The sequence below is a fragment of the Serratia sp. HNCC26DJ244 genome (assembly GCF_057180565.1).
Map to the genome: position 1 here is coordinate 79,141 of NZ_JBXUGO010000012.1, position 21,536 is coordinate 100,676.

At 52.3% G+C, this 21,536-nt stretch carries 22 protein-coding genes; 20 read left to right on the forward strand and 2 right to left on the reverse strand.

The window, feature by feature from the left end; all coding sequences use genetic code 11:
- Positions 1-228 precede the first annotated feature (228 nt).
- The 19 genes from hybO (at position 229) to AC2A06_RS11605 (ending at position 18,197) form a co-directional block, all read left to right on the forward strand.
- On the forward strand, positions 229-1,359 hold the full coding sequence (gene hybO, locus AC2A06_RS11515; RefSeq protein ID WP_484380342.1) for a hydrogenase 2 small subunit: 1,131 nt from the start codon (positions 229-231) through the stop codon (positions 1,357-1,359).
- 3 nt (positions 1,360-1,362) lie between these two features.
- Positions 1,363-2,373: a hydrogenase 2 operon protein HybA gene (hybA, locus tag AC2A06_RS11520; protein ID WP_484380343.1), complete on the forward strand. Its 1,011-nt coding sequence runs from the start codon at positions 1,363-1,365 to the stop codon at positions 2,371-2,373.
- Positions 2,360-3,589 carry a Ni/Fe-hydrogenase cytochrome b subunit gene (gene hybB, locus AC2A06_RS11525; protein ID WP_484380344.1) on the forward strand — a complete coding sequence of 410 codons (1,230 nt, stop codon included), beginning with the start codon at positions 2,360-2,362 and terminating at the stop codon, positions 3,587-3,589. Before hybA ends, hybB begins: the two co-directional genes overlap by 14 nt.
- On the forward strand, positions 3,567-5,261 hold the full coding sequence (gene hybC, locus AC2A06_RS11530) for a hydrogenase 2 large subunit (RefSeq protein WP_484380345.1): 1,695 nt from the start codon (positions 3,567-3,569) through the stop codon (positions 5,259-5,261). Before hybB ends, hybC begins: the two co-directional genes overlap by 23 nt.
- Positions 5,261-5,761 (forward strand): HyaD/HybD family hydrogenase maturation endopeptidase, encoded by a 501-nt coding sequence (locus AC2A06_RS11535; protein WP_484380346.1) that lies wholly within the window; start codon positions 5,261-5,263, stop codon positions 5,759-5,761. Before hybC ends, AC2A06_RS11535 begins: the two co-directional genes overlap by 1 nt.
- Entirely contained in the window at positions 5,745-6,239 is a 495-nt protein-coding gene (hybE, locus tag AC2A06_RS11540; RefSeq protein WP_484380347.1) for a hydrogenase-2 assembly chaperone, read from the forward strand. Before AC2A06_RS11535 ends, hybE begins: the two co-directional genes overlap by 17 nt.
- Positions 6,232-6,579, forward strand: coding sequence for a hydrogenase maturation nickel metallochaperone HypA (gene hypA / locus AC2A06_RS11545; RefSeq protein ID WP_484380348.1), 348 nt, complete (start codon positions 6,232-6,234; stop codon positions 6,577-6,579). Before hybE ends, hypA begins: the two co-directional genes overlap by 8 nt.
- A 12-nt stretch (positions 6,580-6,591) precedes the next feature.
- Complete coding sequence (hypB, locus tag AC2A06_RS11550) at positions 6,592-7,569, forward strand: hydrogenase nickel incorporation protein HypB (protein WP_484380349.1); 978 nt, start codon at positions 6,592-6,594, stop codon at positions 7,567-7,569.
- Positions 7,569-7,859, forward strand: coding sequence for a hydrogenase maturation factor HybG (hybG, locus tag AC2A06_RS11555; RefSeq protein ID WP_484380350.1), 291 nt, complete (start codon positions 7,569-7,571; stop codon positions 7,857-7,859). Before hypB ends, hybG begins: the two co-directional genes overlap by 1 nt.
- The gene (gene hypD, locus AC2A06_RS11560; protein WP_473197505.1) at positions 7,846-8,961 is read left to right on the forward strand and encodes a hydrogenase formation protein HypD; all 1,116 of its coding nucleotides are present in this window, start codon (positions 7,846-7,848) and stop codon (positions 8,959-8,961) included. Before hybG ends, hypD begins: the two co-directional genes overlap by 14 nt.
- Complete coding sequence (hypE, locus tag AC2A06_RS11565) at positions 8,961-9,989, forward strand: hydrogenase expression/formation protein HypE (protein ID WP_484380351.1); 1,029 nt, start codon at positions 8,961-8,963, stop codon at positions 9,987-9,989. The genes hypD and hypE overlap by 1 nt, the downstream gene beginning before the upstream one ends.
- Before the next feature lie 101 nt (positions 9,990-10,090).
- Positions 10,091-12,451 carry a carbamoyltransferase HypF gene (gene hypF, locus AC2A06_RS11570; RefSeq protein ID WP_484380352.1) on the forward strand — a complete coding sequence of 787 codons (2,361 nt, stop codon included), beginning with the start codon at positions 10,091-10,093 and terminating at the stop codon, positions 12,449-12,451.
- Positions 12,452-12,521: 70 nt separating this feature from the next.
- Complete coding sequence (locus AC2A06_RS11575) at positions 12,522-13,112, forward strand: HupE/UreJ family protein (RefSeq protein ID WP_484380353.1); 591 nt, start codon at positions 12,522-12,524, stop codon at positions 13,110-13,112.
- Positions 13,113-13,262: 150 nt separating this feature from the next.
- Positions 13,263-14,804: a cobyric acid synthase gene (locus tag AC2A06_RS11580; protein WP_484380386.1), complete on the forward strand. Its 1,542-nt coding sequence runs from the start codon at positions 13,263-13,265 to the stop codon at positions 14,802-14,804.
- Positions 14,801-15,343, forward strand: a complete 543-nt coding sequence (cobU, locus tag AC2A06_RS11585) for a bifunctional adenosylcobinamide kinase/adenosylcobinamide-phosphate guanylyltransferase (RefSeq protein WP_484380354.1) — start codon at positions 14,801-14,803, stop codon at positions 15,341-15,343. The genes AC2A06_RS11580 and cobU overlap by 4 nt, the downstream gene beginning before the upstream one ends.
- Complete coding sequence (gene cobS, locus AC2A06_RS11590; protein WP_484380355.1) at positions 15,340-16,086, forward strand: adenosylcobinamide-GDP ribazoletransferase; 747 nt, start codon at positions 15,340-15,342, stop codon at positions 16,084-16,086. Before cobU ends, cobS begins: the two co-directional genes overlap by 4 nt.
- 35 nt (positions 16,087-16,121) lie before the next feature.
- On the forward strand, positions 16,122-16,733 hold the full coding sequence (locus AC2A06_RS11595) for an adenosylcobalamin/alpha-ribazole phosphatase (protein ID WP_484380356.1): 612 nt from the start codon (positions 16,122-16,124) through the stop codon (positions 16,731-16,733).
- Positions 16,734-16,745: 12 nt separating this feature from the next.
- A complete protein-coding gene (cobT, locus tag AC2A06_RS11600; RefSeq protein ID WP_484380357.1) occupies positions 16,746-17,804 on the forward strand; it encodes a nicotinate-nucleotide--dimethylbenzimidazole phosphoribosyltransferase in 1,059 nt (352 codons plus the stop codon).
- 168 nt (positions 17,805-17,972) lie between these two features.
- Entirely contained in the window at positions 17,973-18,197 is a 225-nt protein-coding gene (locus tag AC2A06_RS11605) for a hypothetical protein (RefSeq protein ID WP_023490419.1), read from the forward strand.
- Between the two features lie 80 nt (positions 18,198-18,277).
- Here AC2A06_RS11605 and AC2A06_RS11610 read toward each other — a convergent pair whose 3' ends face one another.
- The gene (locus AC2A06_RS11610; RefSeq protein ID WP_484380358.1) at positions 18,278-18,745 is read right to left on the reverse strand and encodes a helix-turn-helix domain-containing protein; all 468 of its coding nucleotides are present in this window, start codon (positions 18,743-18,745) and stop codon (positions 18,278-18,280) included.
- Between the two features lie 183 nt (positions 18,746-18,928).
- Positions 18,929-20,329, reverse strand: coding sequence for a D-serine/D-alanine/glycine transporter (gene cycA / locus AC2A06_RS11615; protein ID WP_473197512.1), 1,401 nt, complete (start codon positions 20,327-20,329; stop codon positions 18,929-18,931).
- A 675-nt stretch (positions 20,330-21,004) separates the two neighbouring features.
- Between cycA and AC2A06_RS11620 the strand changes: the two genes are divergently transcribed.
- Positions 21,005-21,433, forward strand: coding sequence for a universal stress protein (locus AC2A06_RS11620; protein ID WP_484380359.1), 429 nt, complete (start codon positions 21,005-21,007; stop codon positions 21,431-21,433).
- Positions 21,434-21,536: the final 103 nt, after the last annotated feature.

Below are 21,536 nucleotides of genomic sequence, written 5' to 3' on the forward strand. Positions count from 1 at the left end.
CAAGCTAAATATTTTTTGCTGAAGCGATCTTACTCATGTTACGGAAATATTAATTTTTACCGCACTAAAGGTTGATAAAGATCAACCTGCCCCCGGCAGTAAACGACCAAAAATTGTCCACCTGCTTATACCCAGATTGATTCAGGTTGCAACCAACATCCCGGTAGCGTGAATACCGGCGGGTATAGGGATTTTTGTGGTATTGCAGTTATTGACAGGGGATAGACAATGACCAGGGAAAACGAAACATTTTTCCGTAATGGCGTGAATCGCCGTGACTTTATGAAACTGTGTGCGGCGCTCGCTGCCACCATGGGGCTAAGTAGCAAAGCCGCCGCCGAAATTGCCCACTCGGTATCCTCACCGCAACGACCGCCCGTTATCTGGATTGGCGCCCAGGAGTGCACGGGATGTACTGAATCATTATTACGTGCCACTCACCCAACCATTGAAAACCTGTTGCTGGATGTTGTTTCAATGGAATATCACGAAGTCCTGTCAGCAGCGTTTGGCGAACAGGCGGAAGAAAACAAACACCGAGCCATTGAACAGTATCAGGGCAAATATGTGCTGGTGGTTGATGGCTCAATCCCGATTAAGGACGGGGGAATTTACTGCATGGTGGCCGGCAAACCGATTGTCGAGCATATCAAGCAGGCGGCGGAACATGCTGCGGCGATTATTGCCATTGGTTCCTGCGCGGCTTGGGGAGGCGTCCCTTCTACTGGGGGGAACCCCACGGGAGCGGTTAGCTTGCAGGAGGTATTACCCGGTAAAACGGTGATCAATATCCCCGGCTGCCCACCTAACCCGCATAATTTCCTGGCGACAGTGGCACATATTATTACCTTTCGACGACCTCCGGCGCTGGATGCCAAAAATCGGCCCGAGTTTGCCTATGGCCGCTTGATCCACGAGAACTGCGAACGCCGCCCACACTTTGATGCTGGGCGCTTTGCCAAACAATTTGGTGATGAGGGTCACCGACAGGGCTGGTGCTTATTCCATCTCGGCTGTAAAGGGCCAGAAACTTACGGTAACTGTTCGACGCTGGAGTTTTGCGACATTGGCGGCGGTATTTGGCCGGTCGGCATTGGTCACCCCTGCTATGGCTGTAACGAGCAGGGGGTGGGCTTTACCAAAGGAATTGCGCAGTTGGCCAATGTGAAAAATCCAACGCCACGCAATGCTAAACCCGCGGTACTGGCCAGAGAGGGCGGGCATGTCAGCCCTACCGCCGTTGGGTTGTTAGGGGGCGTCGTCGGTTTGGCTGCTGGAGTGAGCCTGATGACAGTGAGAGAACTGGGGCGGCAACAGAAGGCGCAGCGTAAAGACGATGAGCCGCCGCGCAAGGAGTAAATAGTGAACCGACGTCACTTTTTAAAACTGGCCTCAGGCGGTGCGATGCTGGCAGGCGTTGTGCCTCGCGTACAGGCAGGGGCGGAAAATAAGGCCCCAATCCCCAATGCATTAGGGATGTTGTATGACTCAACCTTATGCGTAGGGTGCCAGGCTTGTGTCAGCCAGTGTCAACGACTCAATCATAGCGATGAACCGCATGGTGAAACCTATGCCTATGCCGGTACCGCGGCAACCTGGTCGAATAACGATAAACTCAGCCCCTATACCAACAATATTATTCAGGTATGGACCAGTGGCGATGGGCAGCATAAAGATCAGGTAGACAATGGTTATGCCTATATCAAAAAACAGTGCATGCATTGTGTCGATCCCAACTGCGTTTCCGTCTGCCCGGTGCAGGCGTTACGGAAAGACCCAAAAACCGGCATTGTGCACTATAACCCCGATGTCTGCACCGGTTGCCGTTACTGCATGGTGGGCTGTCCATTCAATGTGCCGAAGTATGACTACGACAATCCGTTTGGTCAGATCCACAAGTGTGAACTGTGCAACCAGAAAGGGCTGGAACGGCTGGATAAGGGCGGCCTGCCGGGATGCGTTGAGGTCTGCCCAACCGGGGCGGTGATTTTTGGTACCCGTGAACAGCTGATGGCTGAGGCCAAGCAGCGTCTGGCCGCCACACCAGGAGAGAATTACCGCTTCCCACGGCAAACCTTACAGACTGGTGACAACTATGAGCGCCCATTGGCCCATTACCAGCCGCATCTGTATGGCGAACACGAAGGGGGAGGCACCCAAGTATTGGTACTGACCGGGGTGCCTTTCGAAAATCTGGGCCTGCCGCTACTGGATGATCTGGCTACCGGTGCGCGTTCTGAGCATGTACAGCACTCGTTATATAAAGGCATGGTGCTGCCGTTTGCCGCATTGGCAGGGATCACCTTCCTGGTTCAACGCAATACGCGTCATGAATCTCAGAAGAAGAAGGAGGATGAGCATGACGACGCATAAAATGCAGCCCCTTGGCGGGCGGTTGGTCAGTTGGCCGGTGATGTTGCTGGCACCTTTTGTGGTGCTGTGCCTGCTGTTGATCCTCAAACGTCTGGTGTTCGGGTTGGGAGCGGTATCTGACTTGAATGGCGGTTTTCCCTGGGGGATCTGGATCGCCTTTGATCTGTTGGTGGGGACCGGGTTGGCCTGTGGCGGTTGGGCTTTAGCCTGGGCGGTGTATGTCTTCAACCGGGGTGAGTACCATCCGTTGGTGCGGCCTGCGCTGTTAGCCAGCTTGTTTGGCTATGCGCTCGGGGGGCTCTCCATCACTATTGATGTCGGCCGTTATTGGAACTTGCCTTACTTCTATATTCCTGGCCATTTCAATACATCGTCGGTGCTGTTTGAAACCGCCGTCTGTATGACTATCTACATCGGCGTGGTAGCACTGGAGTTTGCTCCGGCACTGTTTGAGCGCCTGGGCTGGAAGGTTTCGCTCAAGTGGCTTAATAAGGTGATGTTCTTTGTTATCGCGCTGGGAGCGTTGTTGCCAGCTATGCACCAGTCGTCAATGGGTTCATTGATGATTGCGGCAGGTATCAAGGTGCATCCACTGTGGCAAAGCTATGAAATGTTGCCGCTGTTTTCGCTGCTGACCGCCGCTATTCTCGGTTTTTCGATTGTGATTTTCGAAGGGTCATTGGTGCAAGCGGGGTTACGGGGCAAAGGAGCCAATGAAACCCCACTCTTTAGCCGTTTGACTTACACCATCGACATCATCCTGCTGTTATTTATTGTTTTGCGCTTTGGCGAGCTGATTTGGCGTAATAAAACGGGCTATCTGTGGCATCTCGATCGCTTCGCCATCTCGTTTTGGCTAGAGATTTTACTGATGTTACTGCCACTATTGCTGTTCCGTTGGCAACACAATCGTAGCGACTCACGCCTGCTGTTTATTGGTGCGTTGAGTATGGTCTGCGGGGCCTCGTTCTGGCGGTTAAATTACTCGCTACTGGCTTATGACCCCGGCAGTGGTTATGGCTACTTCCCGACCGCCAGTGAACTGTTGATCTCCATTGGCTTTGTGGCAATTGAAGTGTGTGCGTACATCCTGTTGATCCGGCTATTGCCGGTGCTACCTGCACGCCAACACCCGCATAAAAACAATCATGAAAACAATCATGAAAACAAACCATTAGAGTTAGAGGTGGAACATGAGCCAACGCATCACCATTGATCCCGTCACCCGCATTGAGGGACACCTGCGTATTGATTGCGAAATTGAAAATGGCCTGGTAACCAAAGCCTGGTCTTCCGGCACCATGTGGCGGGGTATGGAAGAGATTGTTCAGGGCAATGACCCGCGGGATGCCTGGATGATCGTGCAACGGATTTGCGGTGTTTGCACCACCATTCATGCCTTGGCTTCGGTCCGTGCGGTAGAGAATGCGCTGGGTATGGAAGTCCCGGTCAATGCCCAGTACATCCGCAATATCATTATGGCTGCCCACAGTATTCATGACCATATTGTGCACTTCTATCAATTGTCGGCCCTGGATTGGGTCGACATCACCTCTGCGTTGCAGGCCGACCCACAAAAGGCGGCTGATTTGCTCAATGGCGTGTCAATCTGGTCATTGAACAGTGCGGCCGAATTTAGCCGTGTGCAGCAGAAGATTAAAGATCTGGTAGACAGTGGCCAGTTAGGTATCTTCGCCAACGGTTACTGGGGCCATCCGGCGATGGTGTTACCACCAGAGATTAACCTGATTGCGGTGGCCCACTATCTGCAAGCCTTGGAGTGCCAGCGCGATGCTAACCGCGTGGTGGCGCTATTGGGCGGCAAAACCCCGCATATTCAAAACCTGGCGGTAGGCGGGGTAGCTAACCCGATTAATCTCGATGCCCCCAGCGTTTTGAACCTCGAGCGCCTGATGTACCTGAAAAGTTTTATTGATCGCCTGGGCGACTTTATCGAACAGGTTTATCTGGTGGATAGCGCGGTGATTGCAGCGCATTACCCCCATTGGTTAACCATTGGCAAAGGGGCAGATTGTTATCTGTGTGTACCGGAAATGCCCACCGACCGTAAGGGGCAGCAATTTCTGTTACCGGGGGGATATCTGGAAAATGGCCAGTTCCGCCCAATAGCTAACCAGTATGATGATTATCTGATTAAAGGGATTGAGGAGAGTGGCAAGCACGCCTGGTATCAGGATGATAAACCACTAGCGCCGTGGGAAGGGCTGACCCGGCCGAATTACACCGGCTGGCAAGAGGATGGTAAGTACTCCTGGGTGAAATCCCCCACCTTCTACGGCAAGGCGGTGGAAATGGGGCCTCTAGCCTGGTTGTTGTGTAGTCTGGAAGCGAAACATCAACCGACGCAGAACTATTTTGCCCAGGTTAGCCGGACCTACCAAACCCTGGCTGGCAAGCCATTAACCGCAGAGCAATTACCTTCTACGCTGGGGCGGATTGTCGGACGAGCAATACATGCCTGTGTATTACATGGTACCTTGAATCAGCAGTGGCATGCGCTGGTGAGTAATATTGGCAGTGGTGACCATCAAACCTTTATCCCGCCGCAGATCCCGTTAACCGGTGAAGTGCGCGGTGTCGGCTTTATTGAAGCCCCCCGGGGCGCACTTTCACACTGGGTGGTGATTAAGGATGGCAAAATTGCCAACTACCAAGCGGTGGTGCCTTCAACCTGGAACGCCGGGCCGCGTAATTACAATGACGAGCCTGGTCCTTATGAACGTGCGTTGGTTGGAACACCAGTAGCGGATGTCGCTAAACCGCTCGAGGTGATCCGTACCATTCACTCCTTTGACCCTTGCATGTCATGTGCTGTGCATATTGTCGACACCACCGGCAATGAAGTGACGAAAGTCAAGGTGTTGTAATGAGAATATTGGTGTTAGGAATAGGCAACCTGTTGTTAAGCGATGAGGCGGTGGGGGTGCGCATCGTTGAAGCATTGGAGCAGCGCTACTGTTTACCAGCCTATGTCGAGGTGCTGGACGGTGGCACCTCGGGAATGGAGTTGATGGAGGCGATGGCCGATCGCGATCACCTGATTGTGGCGGATGCGGTGCTGACCGGCAGTGCGCCAGGCAGTGTTGAAGTGCTGCATGATGAGGAGATCCCGGCGATGTTTACGCGCAAGGTTTCACCCCATCAACTGGGGCTTTCTGACGTGTTGATGGCATTGCGGCTGACGGATGAATTCCCCCAGCGGTTAACGCTGGTGGGCGTGGTACCCGAATCACTACAACCGGGTATTGGCCTGACAACCGTGGTCAACCAGGCAATTGAACCAGCATTGGCACAGGTTCTGGTGGCGCTACAACACAGTGGGGTGGTAGTGCAACCCAGAGAGGTGGCTGATGCAATCAGCGAATAGTGGTTTTCAGCTTAATCCTGCTGCACAGTTGGAATGTGCCTTTCAGCAAGTTGGTGATGGAGAAATAGCTCAGTTGCCCTTTTTCCAACCCCAGATTCCGGTGCGTGCCTGTGGTTTTCAGCTCTTTGAACAACAATGGATTGGTAGCTTGTTGACCCCGTGGATGCTTAGCTTACTGGTGCTGCCTGGCCCTGATCAAACCTGGCAGCAGCGGGCAGTAGGGGATAAATTGGCCTTGGTCCTGCCTTGTGGCAACGTGAATTTTACCGTGGGGCAAATTGAGGGCTGCGGGCAGTATCTGGCCTCGTCGTTAATGTCACCCCTGGCTCCCCATCTGAGTGCGCAACAGGCAGTGGCCTTGGCGGAACACACCGCGCGCATGGCACTGGCGTTACCGGTGGTAAATAGCACCATTCCCAGCAATCTGCGGCGCCGGGCGTTGTTACGTTTACCATTAGGGAAGGGTGTTAATGCATGAAATCAGCTTGTGCTTGAGCACCATGGAGTTGATAGAGCAACAAGCCCGACAGCACGGTGCCAAACGGGTGACTGCGGTCTGGCTGGAAATTGGCGCACTTTCCTGTATTGAGGAACAGGCTTTGCGTTTCAGCTTTGCCAGTGCCAGCCGCTATACGCTGGCGGAGGGGTGCCAACTGCGGTTGAGTTATCAACCCGCTCAAGCCTGGTGCTGGGATTGCAGCGCCAGTGTGTATATAGAACAACATGATGCCGGCTGCCCACAGTGTGGTGGCCATACACTGCGTGTTGAGAGTGGCGAAAGCCTGCGACTCAAGCAGATAGAAGTAGAATCATTTTGAGGAGTGCAAACCATGTGTACAACTTGCGGTTGCGGCTTGGGAGAGAAAAGCATCGAGGGTGATGAACATCATCATCACGATCATCCTGAAGATCATCATCACGACCACCACCATCACGACCACGGTCACCATCATCACGGCCACCACCATGGCGAAGCACATCAGCATCAAGGGCCTGCGGCGGTGGTGATCAATCATCATCACTATTATTACCATCAAGGTGATGTCCACCACCATTATTCAGGCGTGCCCGCAGCGGAGCCTTTTACACCTGAAGTTCAGCCCGATACGCAAGATCTGCACTATGGACAGGGTGCTGCCGGGAACCATGCGCCGGGTATGACACAACGCCGCCTGGTGCAGATTGAGCAGGATGTTTTGAGTAAAAATAACCAGTTGGCGGCGCATAATCGTGAACATTTCAGTGCCCAGCACATTCTGGTGCTGAATCTGGTTTCCAGCCCTGGGTCCGGTAAAACCACCTTGCTGACGGCCACGCTGCAACGCTTGGCAAGCAAAGTACCTTGCGCAGTGATTGAGGGTGATCAGCAAACCAGCAATGATGCTGAGCGCATTCGTGCCACTGGTGTCCCGGCGATTCAGGTGAATACCGGTAAAGGTTGCCATCTTGATGCACAAATGGTGCATGATGCGGCCCATCGCCTCAAGTTGCAGGATAACAGCCTGCTGTTTATTGAGAATGTCGGCAATCTGGTGTGCCCTGCCAGCTTCGATTTGGGGGAGCGGCATAAAATTGCTGTGCTGTCCGTCACCGAAGGGGAAGACAAACCACTCAAGTACCCGCATATGTTTGCGGCTTCGAGCTTGATGATCATCAACAAGATTGATCTCCTGCCTTATGTGAATTTTTCTGTTGAAAAATGTATTGAATTTGCCCGTCATGTGAATCCAGACATCCAGGTGATCACGCTTTCAGCCGTTAGTGGTGAAGGGATGGAACTTTGGTTGAACTGGTTGGAGGCACAGTAATGTGCATTGGCATACCCGGTAAAGTGACCGCCGTGGGTGAGGATATTCACCAATTGGCTTGGGTGGAGGTGTGCGGGGTGACGGTGCGCGTGAATATTGCGCTGGTTTGTGAAGGGTCTCCGCAGGTATTAATCGGCCAGTGGGTACTGATTCATGCCGGTTGTGCCATGAGCCTGCTTGATGAACAGGAGGCGCAGGAAACCTTGGCGGCGTTGCAGCAGATGCAGCTCGTCGGCTTTGAACCCAAGGCTGGAGAGACTGATGTAGGAGAGACTGATGCGCTACATTGATGAGTTTCGTGATCCGACCTTATGCCACTCACTGTTGCGGCGCATCGAGCAATTAATGTTGTCGTTACCACCGGGGCAACACTTGCCGCTACAAATCATGGAAGTGTGTGGCGGGCATACCCATGCGATTTTCAGATTCGGCCTTGATCAGTTGCTGCCGGATAACCTGGAGTTTGTACACGGGCCGGGTTGCCCGGTGTGTGTATTGCCGATGGGCAGAATTGATAGCTGCCGGGAAATTGCCGCCCATCCAGAGGTGATTTTCTGCACCTACGGCGATGCGATGCGTGTTCCCGGCCGTAATGGCTCATTACTGGATGCCCGTCGCCATGGTGCGGATATCCGCGTGGTCTATTCTCCACTGGATGCCCTGCAACTGGCGAGTGAAAACCCACAACGCGAAGTGGTGTTTTTTGGTATCGGGTTTGAAACCACCATGCCAGCCAGTGCCTTGGCTTTGCAGCAGGCTCGGCAGCGTAACTTGCGCAATTTCAGCCTGTTTTGCCAACATATTATTTTGATCCCGGCGTTGCGTTGCCTGCTGGAGCAACCGGATGTGCGTATTGACGGCTTTTTGGCACCGGGCCATGTCAGCATGGTATTGGGCATCGCCCCTTATCAGTTTATTGCTACCGATCATCATAAACCGTTAGTGGTCACTGGGTTTGAACCGCTGGATATACTGCAAGGGCTGGTGATGTTACTGGAACAATTCCGTGATGGCCGCTGCGTGGTGGAAAATCAATACCGGCGTATTGTGCCGGATCAAGGCAACCTGTTGGCTCGGCGGGCGATAGACGAGGTATTTTGCCCGAAAGAGAACAGTGAATGGCGTGGCCTGGGTGAGATACCGCACTCAGGTATGCAAATTAAAGCGGAGTATGCGGATTTTGATGCCGAACTACGCTTTAAACCCCAAGCCCAACGTGTTGCCGATGATCCCCGAGCCCGTTGCGGCGAGGTGTTGACTGGCCGTTGTAAACCCGATGCGTGCCCGCTATTTGGCCAGCAATGCACACCAGAGAATGCTTTTGGTGCCTTGATGGTGTCATCCGAAGGGGCCTGTTCCGCTTATTACCAGTATCGAAGAGAGAACGCATAATGCGCCAAGAAAGCAGAGAGCGGGAAATTACCCTAGCCCATGGCAATGGGGGGCGTGCCATGCAGTCCCTGATTGAAGAGCTGTTTTTATCGGCGTTTGCCAACCCAGCGTTGAATGCGCGGGAAGATCAGGCGCGTATTGCATTAAGTGAGCTCTGTGCCAGTGGTGATCGCCTGGCGGTGTCCACCGACAGCTATGTGATTGACCCGATTTTTTTTCCAGGTGGTGATATTGGCAAACTGGCGGTGTGTGGCACCGCGAATGATGTGGCGGTCAGTGGTGCGCAACCGCGTTATTTAAGTTGTGGCATGATCCTAGAGGAGGGGCTGGCCTATAGCACCTTGCAACGTATCGTCCAATCGATGGCCAGCACAGCACAACAGGCGGGTATAGAAATTGTTACCGGTGATACCAAGGTGGTCCCTCGTGGCGCGGTAGATAAAATTTTTATCAATACCACCGGGTTTGGTGTGATCCCAACAGATGTTCACTGGGGAACCGAGCAGATCCGCCAGGGGGACAGCATTATTGTCAGCGGTACCTTGGGCGACCATGGGGCGACCATTCTCAATCTGCGCGAGGGGTTGGGGCTGGAAAGTGATCTGGTTAGCGATTGTGCCTTGTTAGCCCCGCTGATTGCCCCTTTGCTGCCGATTGCCGGTGTGCGTGCGTTGCGTGATGCCACCCGTGGCGGCGTCACAGCGGTATTGCATGAGTTTGCGGCAGCCAGCGGTTGCGGTATGGCAATTAATGAAAGCGCCTTGCCGGTAAAACCGACAGTGAGAGGCATTTGCGAGTTACTGGGGTTGGATGTACTTAACTTTGCCAATGAAGGCAAGTTGGTGCTGGTGGTGTCACCGGAAGCCGAGGCCGAAGTACTGGCCGCTTTGCATCAGCACCCTCTGGGGCGAGAGGCCGCCGTGATTGGTCATACCACAGAAAAGCGGCGGGTTTGCCTGACCGGGTTGTTTGGGGTGACCCGCACGCTGGACCTCCCGTTGGATGAACCTTTACCGCGAATTTGCTAGTTGGTTTAGCTGGCATAGTTGGCGAAGTTGGTTTATTTGGTTTAGCTGGCTAGGGCATTTTGCTGAGCTTGAATGATAACGGGGACGACAAGAAGGGTAGGATGGTCCATAGCGAAGCGCTGGAACAAGATACCATGCTTGGTGATAACGGCCTGCGCCTGCGAGTCAAAGGCAAAGTACAAGGCGTGGGGTTTCGCCCTTATATCTGGTTATTAGCCCAGCGGTTTAATCTGCGTGGTGAAGTCAGTAATGATGGTGCCGGTGTGGTGATCTGTTTGTGGTCATCCCCTGACATTGCGGAGTTTTTACGTATTTTGCCGCTAGAATGCCCCCCGTTAGCCCGTGTTGACAGCATTATCTCGCAACCTTTTTGCTGGCAGCAGGAGCCAAAGGACTTTGCCATTGTCAGTAGTGGGGCCGGGCCACTGGGTACTCATATTGTGGCAGATGCCGCCACGTGTGCCTGCTGCTTGCAGGAATTGAACTCACCCAGTAACCGGCGTTATCACTATCCCTTTATTAACTGCACGCATTGTGGCCCACGTTTTACCATCATTTATCGTATGCCCTATGATCGCCCCAATACTTCCATGCATGCTTTCCCGCTGTGCCCGCAATGCCAGGCCGAGTACCAGAACCCGGCGGACCGCCGATTTCATGCGCAACCTAACGCTTGCCCAGTTTGCGGCCCACAGCTTTGGCTGAGTGACGGGCAAGGTGAGGTGATGGCAACCGCAGATCAAGCGGTGCAAATGGCGGCACAAGCGCTGCTGGCGGGGAAGATTGTCGCGGTGAAAGGGATTGGTGGTTTTCATCTGGCTTGTGATGCCACCAACCCGCAAGCGGTGCAGTGCCTGCGTTTGCGTAAACATCGCCCAGCCAAACCGTTGGCGGTGATGGTACCTGATACCAACTGGTTGCAAGCCTGTGTTCAGGTGGCAGAAATCAGCGAGTTACTTCAGGTGCTGCAGAGCCCGGCAGCCCCAATAGTTTTGCTGCCAGAACACCCACAGAGTCCGTTGTGTGCAGAGATCGCCCCCGGGTTAGGTGAGATTGGCGTCATGTTGCCTGCCAACCCCCTGCAACACCTATTGTTGCAACAAGTTGCTCGCCCATTGGTGATGACCTCTGGCAATCCTGCGGGGAAACCCCCGGCATTAACCAATCAACAAGCGTTGTCACAGCTCGCCGGGATTGCCGACCTCTGGTTGCTGCATAACCGCGAGATCGTTCAGCGGGCAGATGACTCTTTGTTGCGGCTCACTGAGCAGGGCACCGAGATGCTACGCCGGGCGCGGGGTTATGTGCCAGATGCCATCACCTTGCCCCCTGGCTTTACTGCTCAGCCAGCTGTTTTGGCCTTGGGTGCCGATAACAAAAACACCTTCTGTTTGTTATGGGATGACCAGGCGGTAGTAAGCCAGCATTTGGGATCATTAGGTGATGAAGCGACCCAACAACAGCAGCAACAATTGATCGCGCTATTTGGTGAGATGTATGGCGTTACCCCTCAGGTTGTGGCGGTTGACGCCCACCCTGGCTATCTTAGCCATCAACAGGGGAAAGCCTTGGCTAAGCAGCAGGAGATTCCCTGTGTGGAAACCTTTCATCATCATGCGCATTTGGTCTCCTGCCTGATGGAACATGCCTGGCCGCGTCATGGTGGCAAAGTGATTGGCTTGGCTCTGGATGGATTGGGTTATGGCATGGCGGGTCAACTGTGGGGCGGCGAGTGCTTGCTGGTGGGCTATCAACACTGTGAACATCTTGGCGGCTTGCCAGCGGTGGCATTACCGGGAGGGGACCTGGCAGCACATCAACCCTGGCGCAATTTGTTGGCGCAGTTTTTACGCTTTGTGCCAGATTGGCAACAGTTGCCGGAAGCCAGTGCGCTGCCGCAACCGCAAGCGACCACCTTGGCTCGGGCGATTGAGCGGCGCATCAATTCACCCTTGGCCTCTTCTACCGGGCGCTTGTTTGATGCAGTGGCCGCGGCGTTGCGGATTGTTCCAACGCAAATATCCTGGGAAGGGGAAGCCGCCTGCCAACTCGAGGCCTTGGCACATCAGGGCCATCATGCTAACCCACCGGTGACGTTGCCTTTGCTTGGTCACCAGTTGGACTTGGCCACTTTCTGGCGGCAATGGCTGAGTTATCGTGCCTCGCCAGCCCAGCGTGCTTACGCTTTTCATTGGGCATTAGCACAGGGTTTTGCGCAACTGGCACGGAGTGCGGCAGATAAGCACGGTATTGATACCGTCGTCTTGTCTGGTGGGGTATTACATAACACCTTGTTGCGGCGGTTATTAGTGCAACAGTTGGCGGGGTTACAGGTTTTGCTGCCATCACGTTTGCCTGCGGGCGATGGCGGGGTGGCATTAGGGCAGGCGCTTATTACAGCAGCCGGCTATCACTCATTATCGGATGATAAGAAGGAGTCTATACCTGAGTTCAATCAGTAATCATGGATTTTAACGTTAACCTATCCAATCAACTTCAGGTTGCAAGGGTAAAACTATTTTGGTGATCACAATGCGTATTATTGTCAAAACTATGGCTGTATCTCTATTGGCGCTATTCCCGATGTTGGCTTTGGCTCATGTGGGGCATGATGGTGGCACTCATCATGTGTTGAGTTTTACTGAAGGTTTTATCCACCCACTGACCGGTATGGACCATCTGGTTGCCATGATCCTGGTAGGGGTCTGGAGTGCCATGAATACCCGGCAATGGTGGCTGGCACCGCTGGCCTTTGCCGCTTTATTGTTGATGGGGGCAGTGGTGGGGATGGCCGGAGTGACGCTACCGGGCACTGAACTGATCGTGGCGGGGTCACTACTGGGTATCGGCCTGATGGTAGCCCTGCAACTGAAATTGTCGGCGATCAGTGGCGCGCTGATCATTGGTGCTTTTGCGGTTTTCCATGGTTTGGCACATGGCGCCGAGCTTTCTCACTCTGCCGCTGCACTTTCTGGTATGGTGATTGCCACGGTATTACTTCATCTGTGCGGTTTGGCGATCGGTTATCTGTTGGCCTCTTCGCGTACCCACATCCTGTGGCCCCGTTTAATTGGCGGCGGTTCATCATTACTGGGCATTGGCTTGCTGAGCGGTTTGTTTTAATAGCGGTAATCGCGTTATGGGTAGAGGGAATGGGGCCTGGTTAGAGCCCCATTTTTGTTGTCTTTATCCATCGGCAAATTGAGCGCGCAATAGTTAAAAGCAGATGAAACAATAGGTTAAGATGGTGCCTGGGCGAAGTGGAGAGAGATGATGAAGCGATGTGTCATGGTGCAAGGAACGGCTTCCGATGTGGGTAAAAGCCTCTTGGTTGCCGGTTTATGTCGGATTTTTGCCCAGGATGGCTATCGTGTCGCGCCGTTCAAGGCACAGAATATGGCGTTGAATTCTGGTATTACTGCCCGTGGTGAAGAGATGGGGCGGGCGCAGATTTTTCAGGCGGAGGCCGCAGGTATTGAACCCGATGTGCGGATGAACCCGATATTATTGAAACCCACCGGGTCCCATCTGACTCAGATGGTGCTGATGGGCAAAGTCGTTGGCAATAGGGATGCGGCGACCTATCACCAAGATAAACAACAACTGCAACAAAAAATTAGTCAGGCCTACCACAGTCTGGCCAGTGAATATGAGTTGATGGTGCTGGAGGGGGCGGGTAGCCCGGCAGAGATCAACTTGCGTGAGCGGGACATGGTTAATATGGCCATGGCAGCGATGGCGCAGGCGCCGGTATTGTTGGTAGCGGATATTGATCGTGGTGGGGTGTTCGCAGCTATTTATGGCACCTTGGCTTTGTTGCAGCCTGAAGAAAAAGCCCGGGTAAAAGGGGTCATCATCAACAAGTTTCGGGGTGATATCAGGTTACTGCAGTCGGGATTGGAACAGATTGAAGCCTTGACGGGGGTACCGGTATTGGGTGTCATCCCTTGGATGAATATTGATCTGGAAGATGAGGATGGCGTGGCGTTGCAAAATGGTCAATACGCCCCTGCCGTGGCTGAGCAAGTGCTGAATATCGTGGTGATCCAATTACCTCATATTGCCAACTTTACCGATTTTAATGCGCTTTCAGCGCAACCTGATGTGCTGCTACGTTATGTATCACACCCTGCGCAACTGGCTGGGGCTGATCTGATTATCCTGCCGGGCAGCAAAAATACCCTGGGGGATTTGCAATGGTTGCAGCAAAACGGATTGGCGACGGCGTTATTGGCGCAGCATCAGGCTGGGGTGCCGATTGTCGGTATCTGCGGGGGTTATCAGATGCTGGGTAAACAGATTATCGATGGGATAGAGTCTGGCGTAGCGCAAATGGCGGGTTTGGGGTTGCTGGATGTGGAAACTCAGTTTGCACCACAAAAAGTGACCACACAGGTGGCAGCCGTTAGCCAGGCGGTTTTACCCGGTCTATGGCGCGATTGTGCTGGACAGCCCCTGGCGGGTTATGAAGTTCATCAAGGTGCCACACAGCTTGGCAATCAAGCCCTGCCTTTTGCTGAGTTAACTCAACGTAATGGCCAGCCAGAGCACGCCCCAGAAGGGGCGGTAAGCCGCGATGGCAAGGTGTTGGGCAGCTATATCCACGGTTTATTCAACAATGACGCCTTTTGCCGTCTGCTACTCAATGGATTACGCCAGCGTAAAGGGTTAGCGAATTATGCTGGCCCAGAATTGAATTATGCCGCCTATAAACAACAGCAGTTTGATATTTTAGCGGAGACCCTGCGCGCACATCTCGATATTGCCAGGCTTTATCAGATAATTAATGAGCATCGTGAAGAGGTTGTCCAATGATCCTGATTACTGGCGGCGCACGGAGTGGCAAGAGCTCTCTGGCAGAAAAATTGGCGGCAGAGGCCAGCAACCAAGTGTTGTATATCGCGACCTCAGTGGTGACTGATGATGAAATGGCGGAACGGGTTAAGCAGCATCGTCAGGCCCGACCTGCTCATTGGCGTACTTGGGAAGGAACACAGCCCTTAGCACCGGTCATTGATGCCCAGGTGGCCGGCGAGGCGGTGATCCTGGAGTGTATTACCACCTGGATTGCCAACCTGATGTTTGAGCTTACTGCTGAGACGGCCATTGAAGCGATCGACTTCGACGCAGTAGAAACAGAGATTCAACAGCAGGTGACTGAATTGCTCGGTGCCTGTGCTCGCAGCCCAGCGATGATTTATCTGGTGACTAATGAGCTAGGGATGGGGATTGTGCCTGAAAACCGTTTGGCGCGGCATTTTCGTGATATTGCCGGGCGGGTCAACCAACGTTTGGCAGCGGCGGCTGAGTCAGTATTTTTAATGGTTGCGGGTATTGAGGTAAAAATTAAATGAGTTTGCGCCTGTTTCTGGCTACCCTCCAATTTATGACGCGTATTCCGTTGCCTGAGCGTTACACCCAAGGGGTAGCTCTGCATCAGTATCACCGGGGTATTGTGGTTTTTCCGTTAATTGGCTTGATTGTCGGTGCTATTGGTGGGGGCGTTTTTACTGTATTAGCCCCCTGGTGTGGTGTCCCACTGGCGGCACTCGGTTATGTACTGGCATTGGCGCTGGTCACCGGTGCTTTTCATCTGGATGGTTTGGCAGATACCTGTGATGGCGTTTTCTCTGCTCGCAGCCGTGACAAGATGCTGCTCATCATGCGCGATAGCCGCCTTGGCACCAACGGTGGGTTGGCGCTGATTTTTATTGTGTTGGCGAAGGTCTTGCTGGTGAGTGAACTGGCATTGCGTGATTTGCCAATGCTGTCAATGTTGGCCGCCGCAGGGGTCGCCAGCCGCACGGTATTGGTATTACAGATGTACCGCCAACGTTATGCCCGTGAAGGCGAGGGCTTGGGCAACCTCTATATTGGCCAGATCAGCCTGGGACAAACCTTATCCACACTGATTATAGGGGCGATACTGATCATGCTGTTAGGGCATGGCAAGGCGTTGTTCGCTTTGGGCTGTGCGTTGCTGGTGCAACTACTATTGCGTGCTTATCTGAATCATCGTTTGGGTGGGCAGACTGGCGATACCTTGGGGGCTGGGGTCGAAGTGGCTGAGCTGGTCTTTTTAATCGCGCTGTTATAAGTGGTTGTTATAAGTGGCTGTTATAAGTGAGTCTGATGCGTTTATTTTTGGTTCGACATGGGCAAACCTTGGCAAATCAGCAAGGGGTGTTCTGTGGCATAACGGATGTACCGTTGACCCCACAAGGTGAGTTGCAGGCGCAGCAGGTGGCGCAATGGTTGGCTGCCGTGCCCTTTACCCAGGCGTTGAGCAGTGAACTATTGCGTGCGCGTCAGACCGCAACCACAGTGCTTGGGCAACGTCCGTTGGTGCTGCAAACCGATCCTGGTTTTAACGAAATGAATTTTGGTGACTGGGAAATGCGCCATCACCGCGAGTTACAGCAGCAAGATACCCAGGCTTGGGATGCCTGGTTGGCAGATTGGCAGCAAGCTTGCCCCACTGCGGGTGAATCTTTCCCACTCTTTTCCCAGCGTATTAGTCAGCAGGTGCAACGGTTGTTAAGCCAGAGTAATGATGGTGATTACCTGCTGGTAGCACATCAAGGTTCGCTGAGCTTGCTGATGGCTGGATTATTGAATATGCCTGCCGCCGGGATGTGGCATTTCCATTTTGAACAGGGGAGTTATAGCGTGCTGGAGATCAACCAGGGATTTGTCACGCTACGGGTGTTTAACAGCCGTACCCACTGGCAACCTGCAATATAAGAGAATACAACGATGCAAACCTTATCTTCGATAATCGAGATGATCACCCCGCTAGATGCTGGCGCGATGCAACAAGCGGCGGCAAGAATTGATGGTTTACTTAAACCTCCTGGTAGTCTCGGTCGCCTTGAGCAGTTGGCTATTCAATTGGCTGGGATGCGTGGCTTCGACAAGATGCTTGCCACGCGTAAGCAGATTATGGTTATGGTGGCTGACCACGGCGTTTATGCCGAAGGCGTCGCGGTTTCTCCACGTGAAGTTACCGTGATCCAGGCATTGAATATGCTAAAAGGCAATACCGGCGTTTGCGTGTTGGCGGCTAATGCTGGAGCAGAAGTGAAGGTGATTGATGTCGGTATCGACAGCGAACCACTACCGGGGTTAATCAATATGAAGGTGGCCCGTGGCAGTGGCAATATTGCCCGTGAAGCCGCCATGACACGGCAGCAGGCGGAGGCCTTGTTGCTGGCCAGTGCCCAGTTGACACTTGAGCAAGCGGCGCAAGGTGTGAAGTTGTTTGGGGTGGGTGAATTAGGAATGGCCAATACCACCTCTGCTGCTGCGCTAGTGAGCGTGTTTACTGGCAGTGACCCGCAAGATGTGGTCGGTATCGGGGCTAATTTCCCCAGTGATCGCCTGTACCATAAGGTTAATATTGTGCGTCAGGCCATTGCGGTTAACCAGCCTGATAGCTCAGATGCTTTAGAGGTGTTGGCCAAACTCGGCGGCTACGATTTGGTGGGTATGGCAGGGGTGATGCTGGGTGCAGCAGCAGCAGGAGTACCGGTGTTACTGGATGGTTTTCTTTCCTATGCTTCGGCATTGGCCGCCTGCGCTATTGCGCCTGAGGTTCGTCACTACCTGCTGCCATCGCACTTTTCCGCCGAGAAAGGTGCGACCATCGCCCTCAACCACCTGCAGTTGGCACCCTATTTATACTTGGATATGCGCTTGGGTGAAGGGAGTGGTGCGGCTATTGCCATGCACATTGTGGATGCCGCTTGTGCCATGTATCACAATATGGGGTTATTGGCAGACAGCAATATCTCTATTCCTGGCAGTGCGAGCTGATTATTTCCTGAGGTTTGATCAATCAGGTATGTCGTAGCAAATCTGCCGGTCCGCTCAGGACATCTGAAGAGAGACGCCTTGGCTATTTGGCGGCTGTCAGCGTTGCGTGATTTGTTGTATCTTTAAAAGAGACATAGGAATCGGCATGAGAAAGCTATTGAACAAACGATGAAAAGTCTTAAGCCACGCCGCCCACAGGGGCGCTGGATCTATTACATTCTATATGAAGATATTCTGTGGCCATGCCCGGTAAAATGGGAGTGGGAGAATAATTTCGGCATGTGGCTGCCTTTTTACTATTCACCCACACTCGAATTTGTTGCTGGTGATCCGGCCAAGGCGGTTAAAGTGACCAAGTCTTTGCTAACCAGTACACAGTCAAAACGCAGTTAATTTATCGGTTGCTATTCAAGGCTTATCGCTTGAATAGCAACCAACATCATTTAGGGCCTTAAATGTTTCGACGGTGCAAACTAATGGGGGAGTTTGAGTTTTTTTTCTAACCGCCGTTGTTGCCAACGGTTGATAGGGGTATGTACTAGCAGAGTTCGAAGCACCGGGAAAACGCTTGTTAATCCGATAGCACCAATGGGCCACAATGACCATAAATATTGTGGAGAGGTGAACCAATTCACTGCCAGAAGTAACAAACTGAGGAGGATAAAACTCGACAGTTTATGCAACAGTATTGTTTCATTAGCAATTTTTTGCTTAAGCTGTTGCTGTGTTTCGTCATCAGTACTTATGGACTGAGGAGAGGAAGTCAGTTCATTGACCAGTAACCCCAATGCATAAGCGATGGCATTGAGCGTATCCAAACTTGCCTGCTCACCATTTTCGATGCGTTGAATGGTGCGAGTACTCAACCCAGCAATGGTTGCTAATTGTTCCTGTGACCAACCTTTGGCGACACGCAGCTCTTTAATCCGATATTGTTGCATGCTGTTCTCCTGAATGACGTGAATGTCATTAATTTTAAGCAGTTATTGGTCAATTCTCCACGACAGTAACCCGACAGCAAGATGACGACAGCACGACAATGCGTTGTGATTGCCAATTAAAGAGGCTGGCACAGCAAGCGAGAGCACCACGCCGCACAGACTGGCGGCGTGGTGCTAATCAACTCAGACGATTTTCTTACGGCGGCAAAATTGATACCCGATCGCCAAAATAACAAACCACACCGGGGTGACGACCAAGGCTTGGCGGGTATCGTCACGCAGTGATAGCAGCACCAAGACGAAGGCGAAGAAGGCCATACATACCCAGCACATCAGTTTACCGGCTGGCATCTTGTAGATTGATTTCTGGTGTAATGCCGGGCGCTGTTTGCGATAGACCAGATACGAGCAAAGAATAATGGTCCAGACAAACATAAACAGGATGGCGGAGACGGTAGTCACCAGCGTAAAGACGGTCATCACATCGGGGATCAGATAGATCAAGACCACGCCACTTAACAGGCAGATGCAAGAGAAGGTCAGGCCGTTGGCGGGGACTGAGCGCTTAGAGAGAGTAGCAAAGGATTTTGGCGCATCTCCTTCTTGTGCTAGTCCGAACAACATGCGGCTGGTGGAGAATACGCCACTGTTTGCAGAAGAGGCCGCAGAGGTCAGTACCACAAAATTGATGACGCTGGCAGCGGCAGGCAAGCCAATCAGCACGAACAATTCAACAAAGGGGCTTTTGTCGGCAACCACTGAATTCCACGGTGTGACGGCCATGATCACGATCAGCGAGCAGACGTAAAACATGATGATGCGAATAGGGATCGAGTTGATGGCACGTGGCAGAACTTTTTCAGGGTCTTTGGTTTCTGCGGCGGTGGTGCCCACCAGTTCGATGCCGACAAAAGCGAAGACGGCAATCTGAAAGCCAGCAAAGAAGCCGCTGATCCCTTTCGGGAACATGCCACCATCATTCCACAGGTGCGAGAAGGAGGCCACGCTGCCATTGGGAGCCTGGAATTGCATGGCAATCATCACCAGCCCAATCACGATCAAACCGACGATGGCGACAATTTTGATCATCGCAAACCAGAACTCCATTTCGCCGAACATTTTCACCGTTGCCAGGTTAAGGCTGAGCAGTAGCAGCACGCACAGCAAAGAGGCAATCCACTGTGACAGCTCAGGGAACCAGAACTGTGCATAGGCAGTAATGGCCACTACGTCGGCAATACCGGTTACCACCCAACAAAACCAATAGGTCCAGCCGGTAAAAAAACCGGCCCAGGGCCCTAGTAGGTCGGCAGCAAAATCGCTAAAGGACTTGTATTGCAAATTAGATAACAGCAGTTCGCCCATCGCACGCATTACGAAGAACAACATAAAGCCGATGATCATATAGACGAAAATGATAGAGGGCCCGGCCAGGCTGATGGTCTTGCCGGACCCCATAAACAAACCTGTACCAATGGCTCCGCCAATGGCGATTAGCTGAATATGTCGGTTGGTCAGATTCCGTCGCAGATGATCTGTCGTACCACTGGGCGTGTCCGTTGTTATTTTAGAATGATCTACCATCTGGTGATGTCCTGTTTTACCTGTCATGAGAGAGATACCTGTTGCCTTCAAGCCATCGGCTATTGGCTGAGTTCCTTGCAACTGGAATTAACTTGTGGAGCAAGAGTGAGCTCTGTAGTGGCCCTTTAATTTTTTACTGCACACCTTAGCGAAGTGGTTTTTTATTCACTTTTGCTTAACATTTTTACAGCATTTTAAGGTGGGATAACAACCGATTATTCTTATTCGAGGGAGGCAAATCGGACACTCGGCGAGAGAAAGGTTACTCTTTGCCATGATAAATGAACAGATTTTAGTATTATTATCTTATTGATTAGTCAGGTTTTGTTATTTTGTCATGAAAAAAACTAATGCGAAAAAAATAGTCCGTTGAATTATTTGACCGGTGCTCGGTATCGGGGAACGGGCGCATTCCTACAGGGAATAATTGAGTTTTAACCAGTTATTGCCGTGTTTAATCAACTTTGTTGGTGGCTCGCTCACTAAGTGCTACTGCTTTATTTGTTTTTGCGGTCTTAGTCACAAAAATATAAATCATTAATCCAGGCATGGTTGTCAGCGTATTGATGTCACGGCGTGCGCGCCGCTGATCACAAAAGCGGCATAAATGAGTACCTGTACTGCCTTACCCACGATAAGCTATGATTATTACGGTAAATTGAGAAGGGATTGGATATGTACAAGACCATTTTAGTACCGATAGATATTGCGGAAGATGTATTAACAGAGCATGCCCTGAAAAATGTCGAGTATTTAGCCAAGATATCTGGTGCTCAAGTGCATTTCTTTCATGCACTGCCGGATGCATCAGCATTTGTTACTGCTTATTCGTTTGGCATAAAAGAGTTTGAAAATCAGGCGGAAGTGAAAGCAGTTGAAGGGCTGAAGAAAATCATGGAGCAGATCGATCTGCCACAAGATCGTCTTGCTTATACCATCAGCTTTGGTTCACCGCGGGATGAAGTGCTGTTATTGGCTGAAGAGATAGGCGCGGATCTGATCGTTATTGGCTCTCGTCGCCCCAGTGTTAAAACCTACTTACTGGGTTCCAACGCCGCTGCAATTGTTCGCCATGCCAAAATATCGGTGATGGTAGTCAGATGATCATGAAATAGCGCAGGGTAACTGGACGCTTGACGGGCCTGTTGCCAGTCAGAACCTTTATTGCCATTCCCGTCAGAAACGCTCACCAAGGGGCAGACCGGCG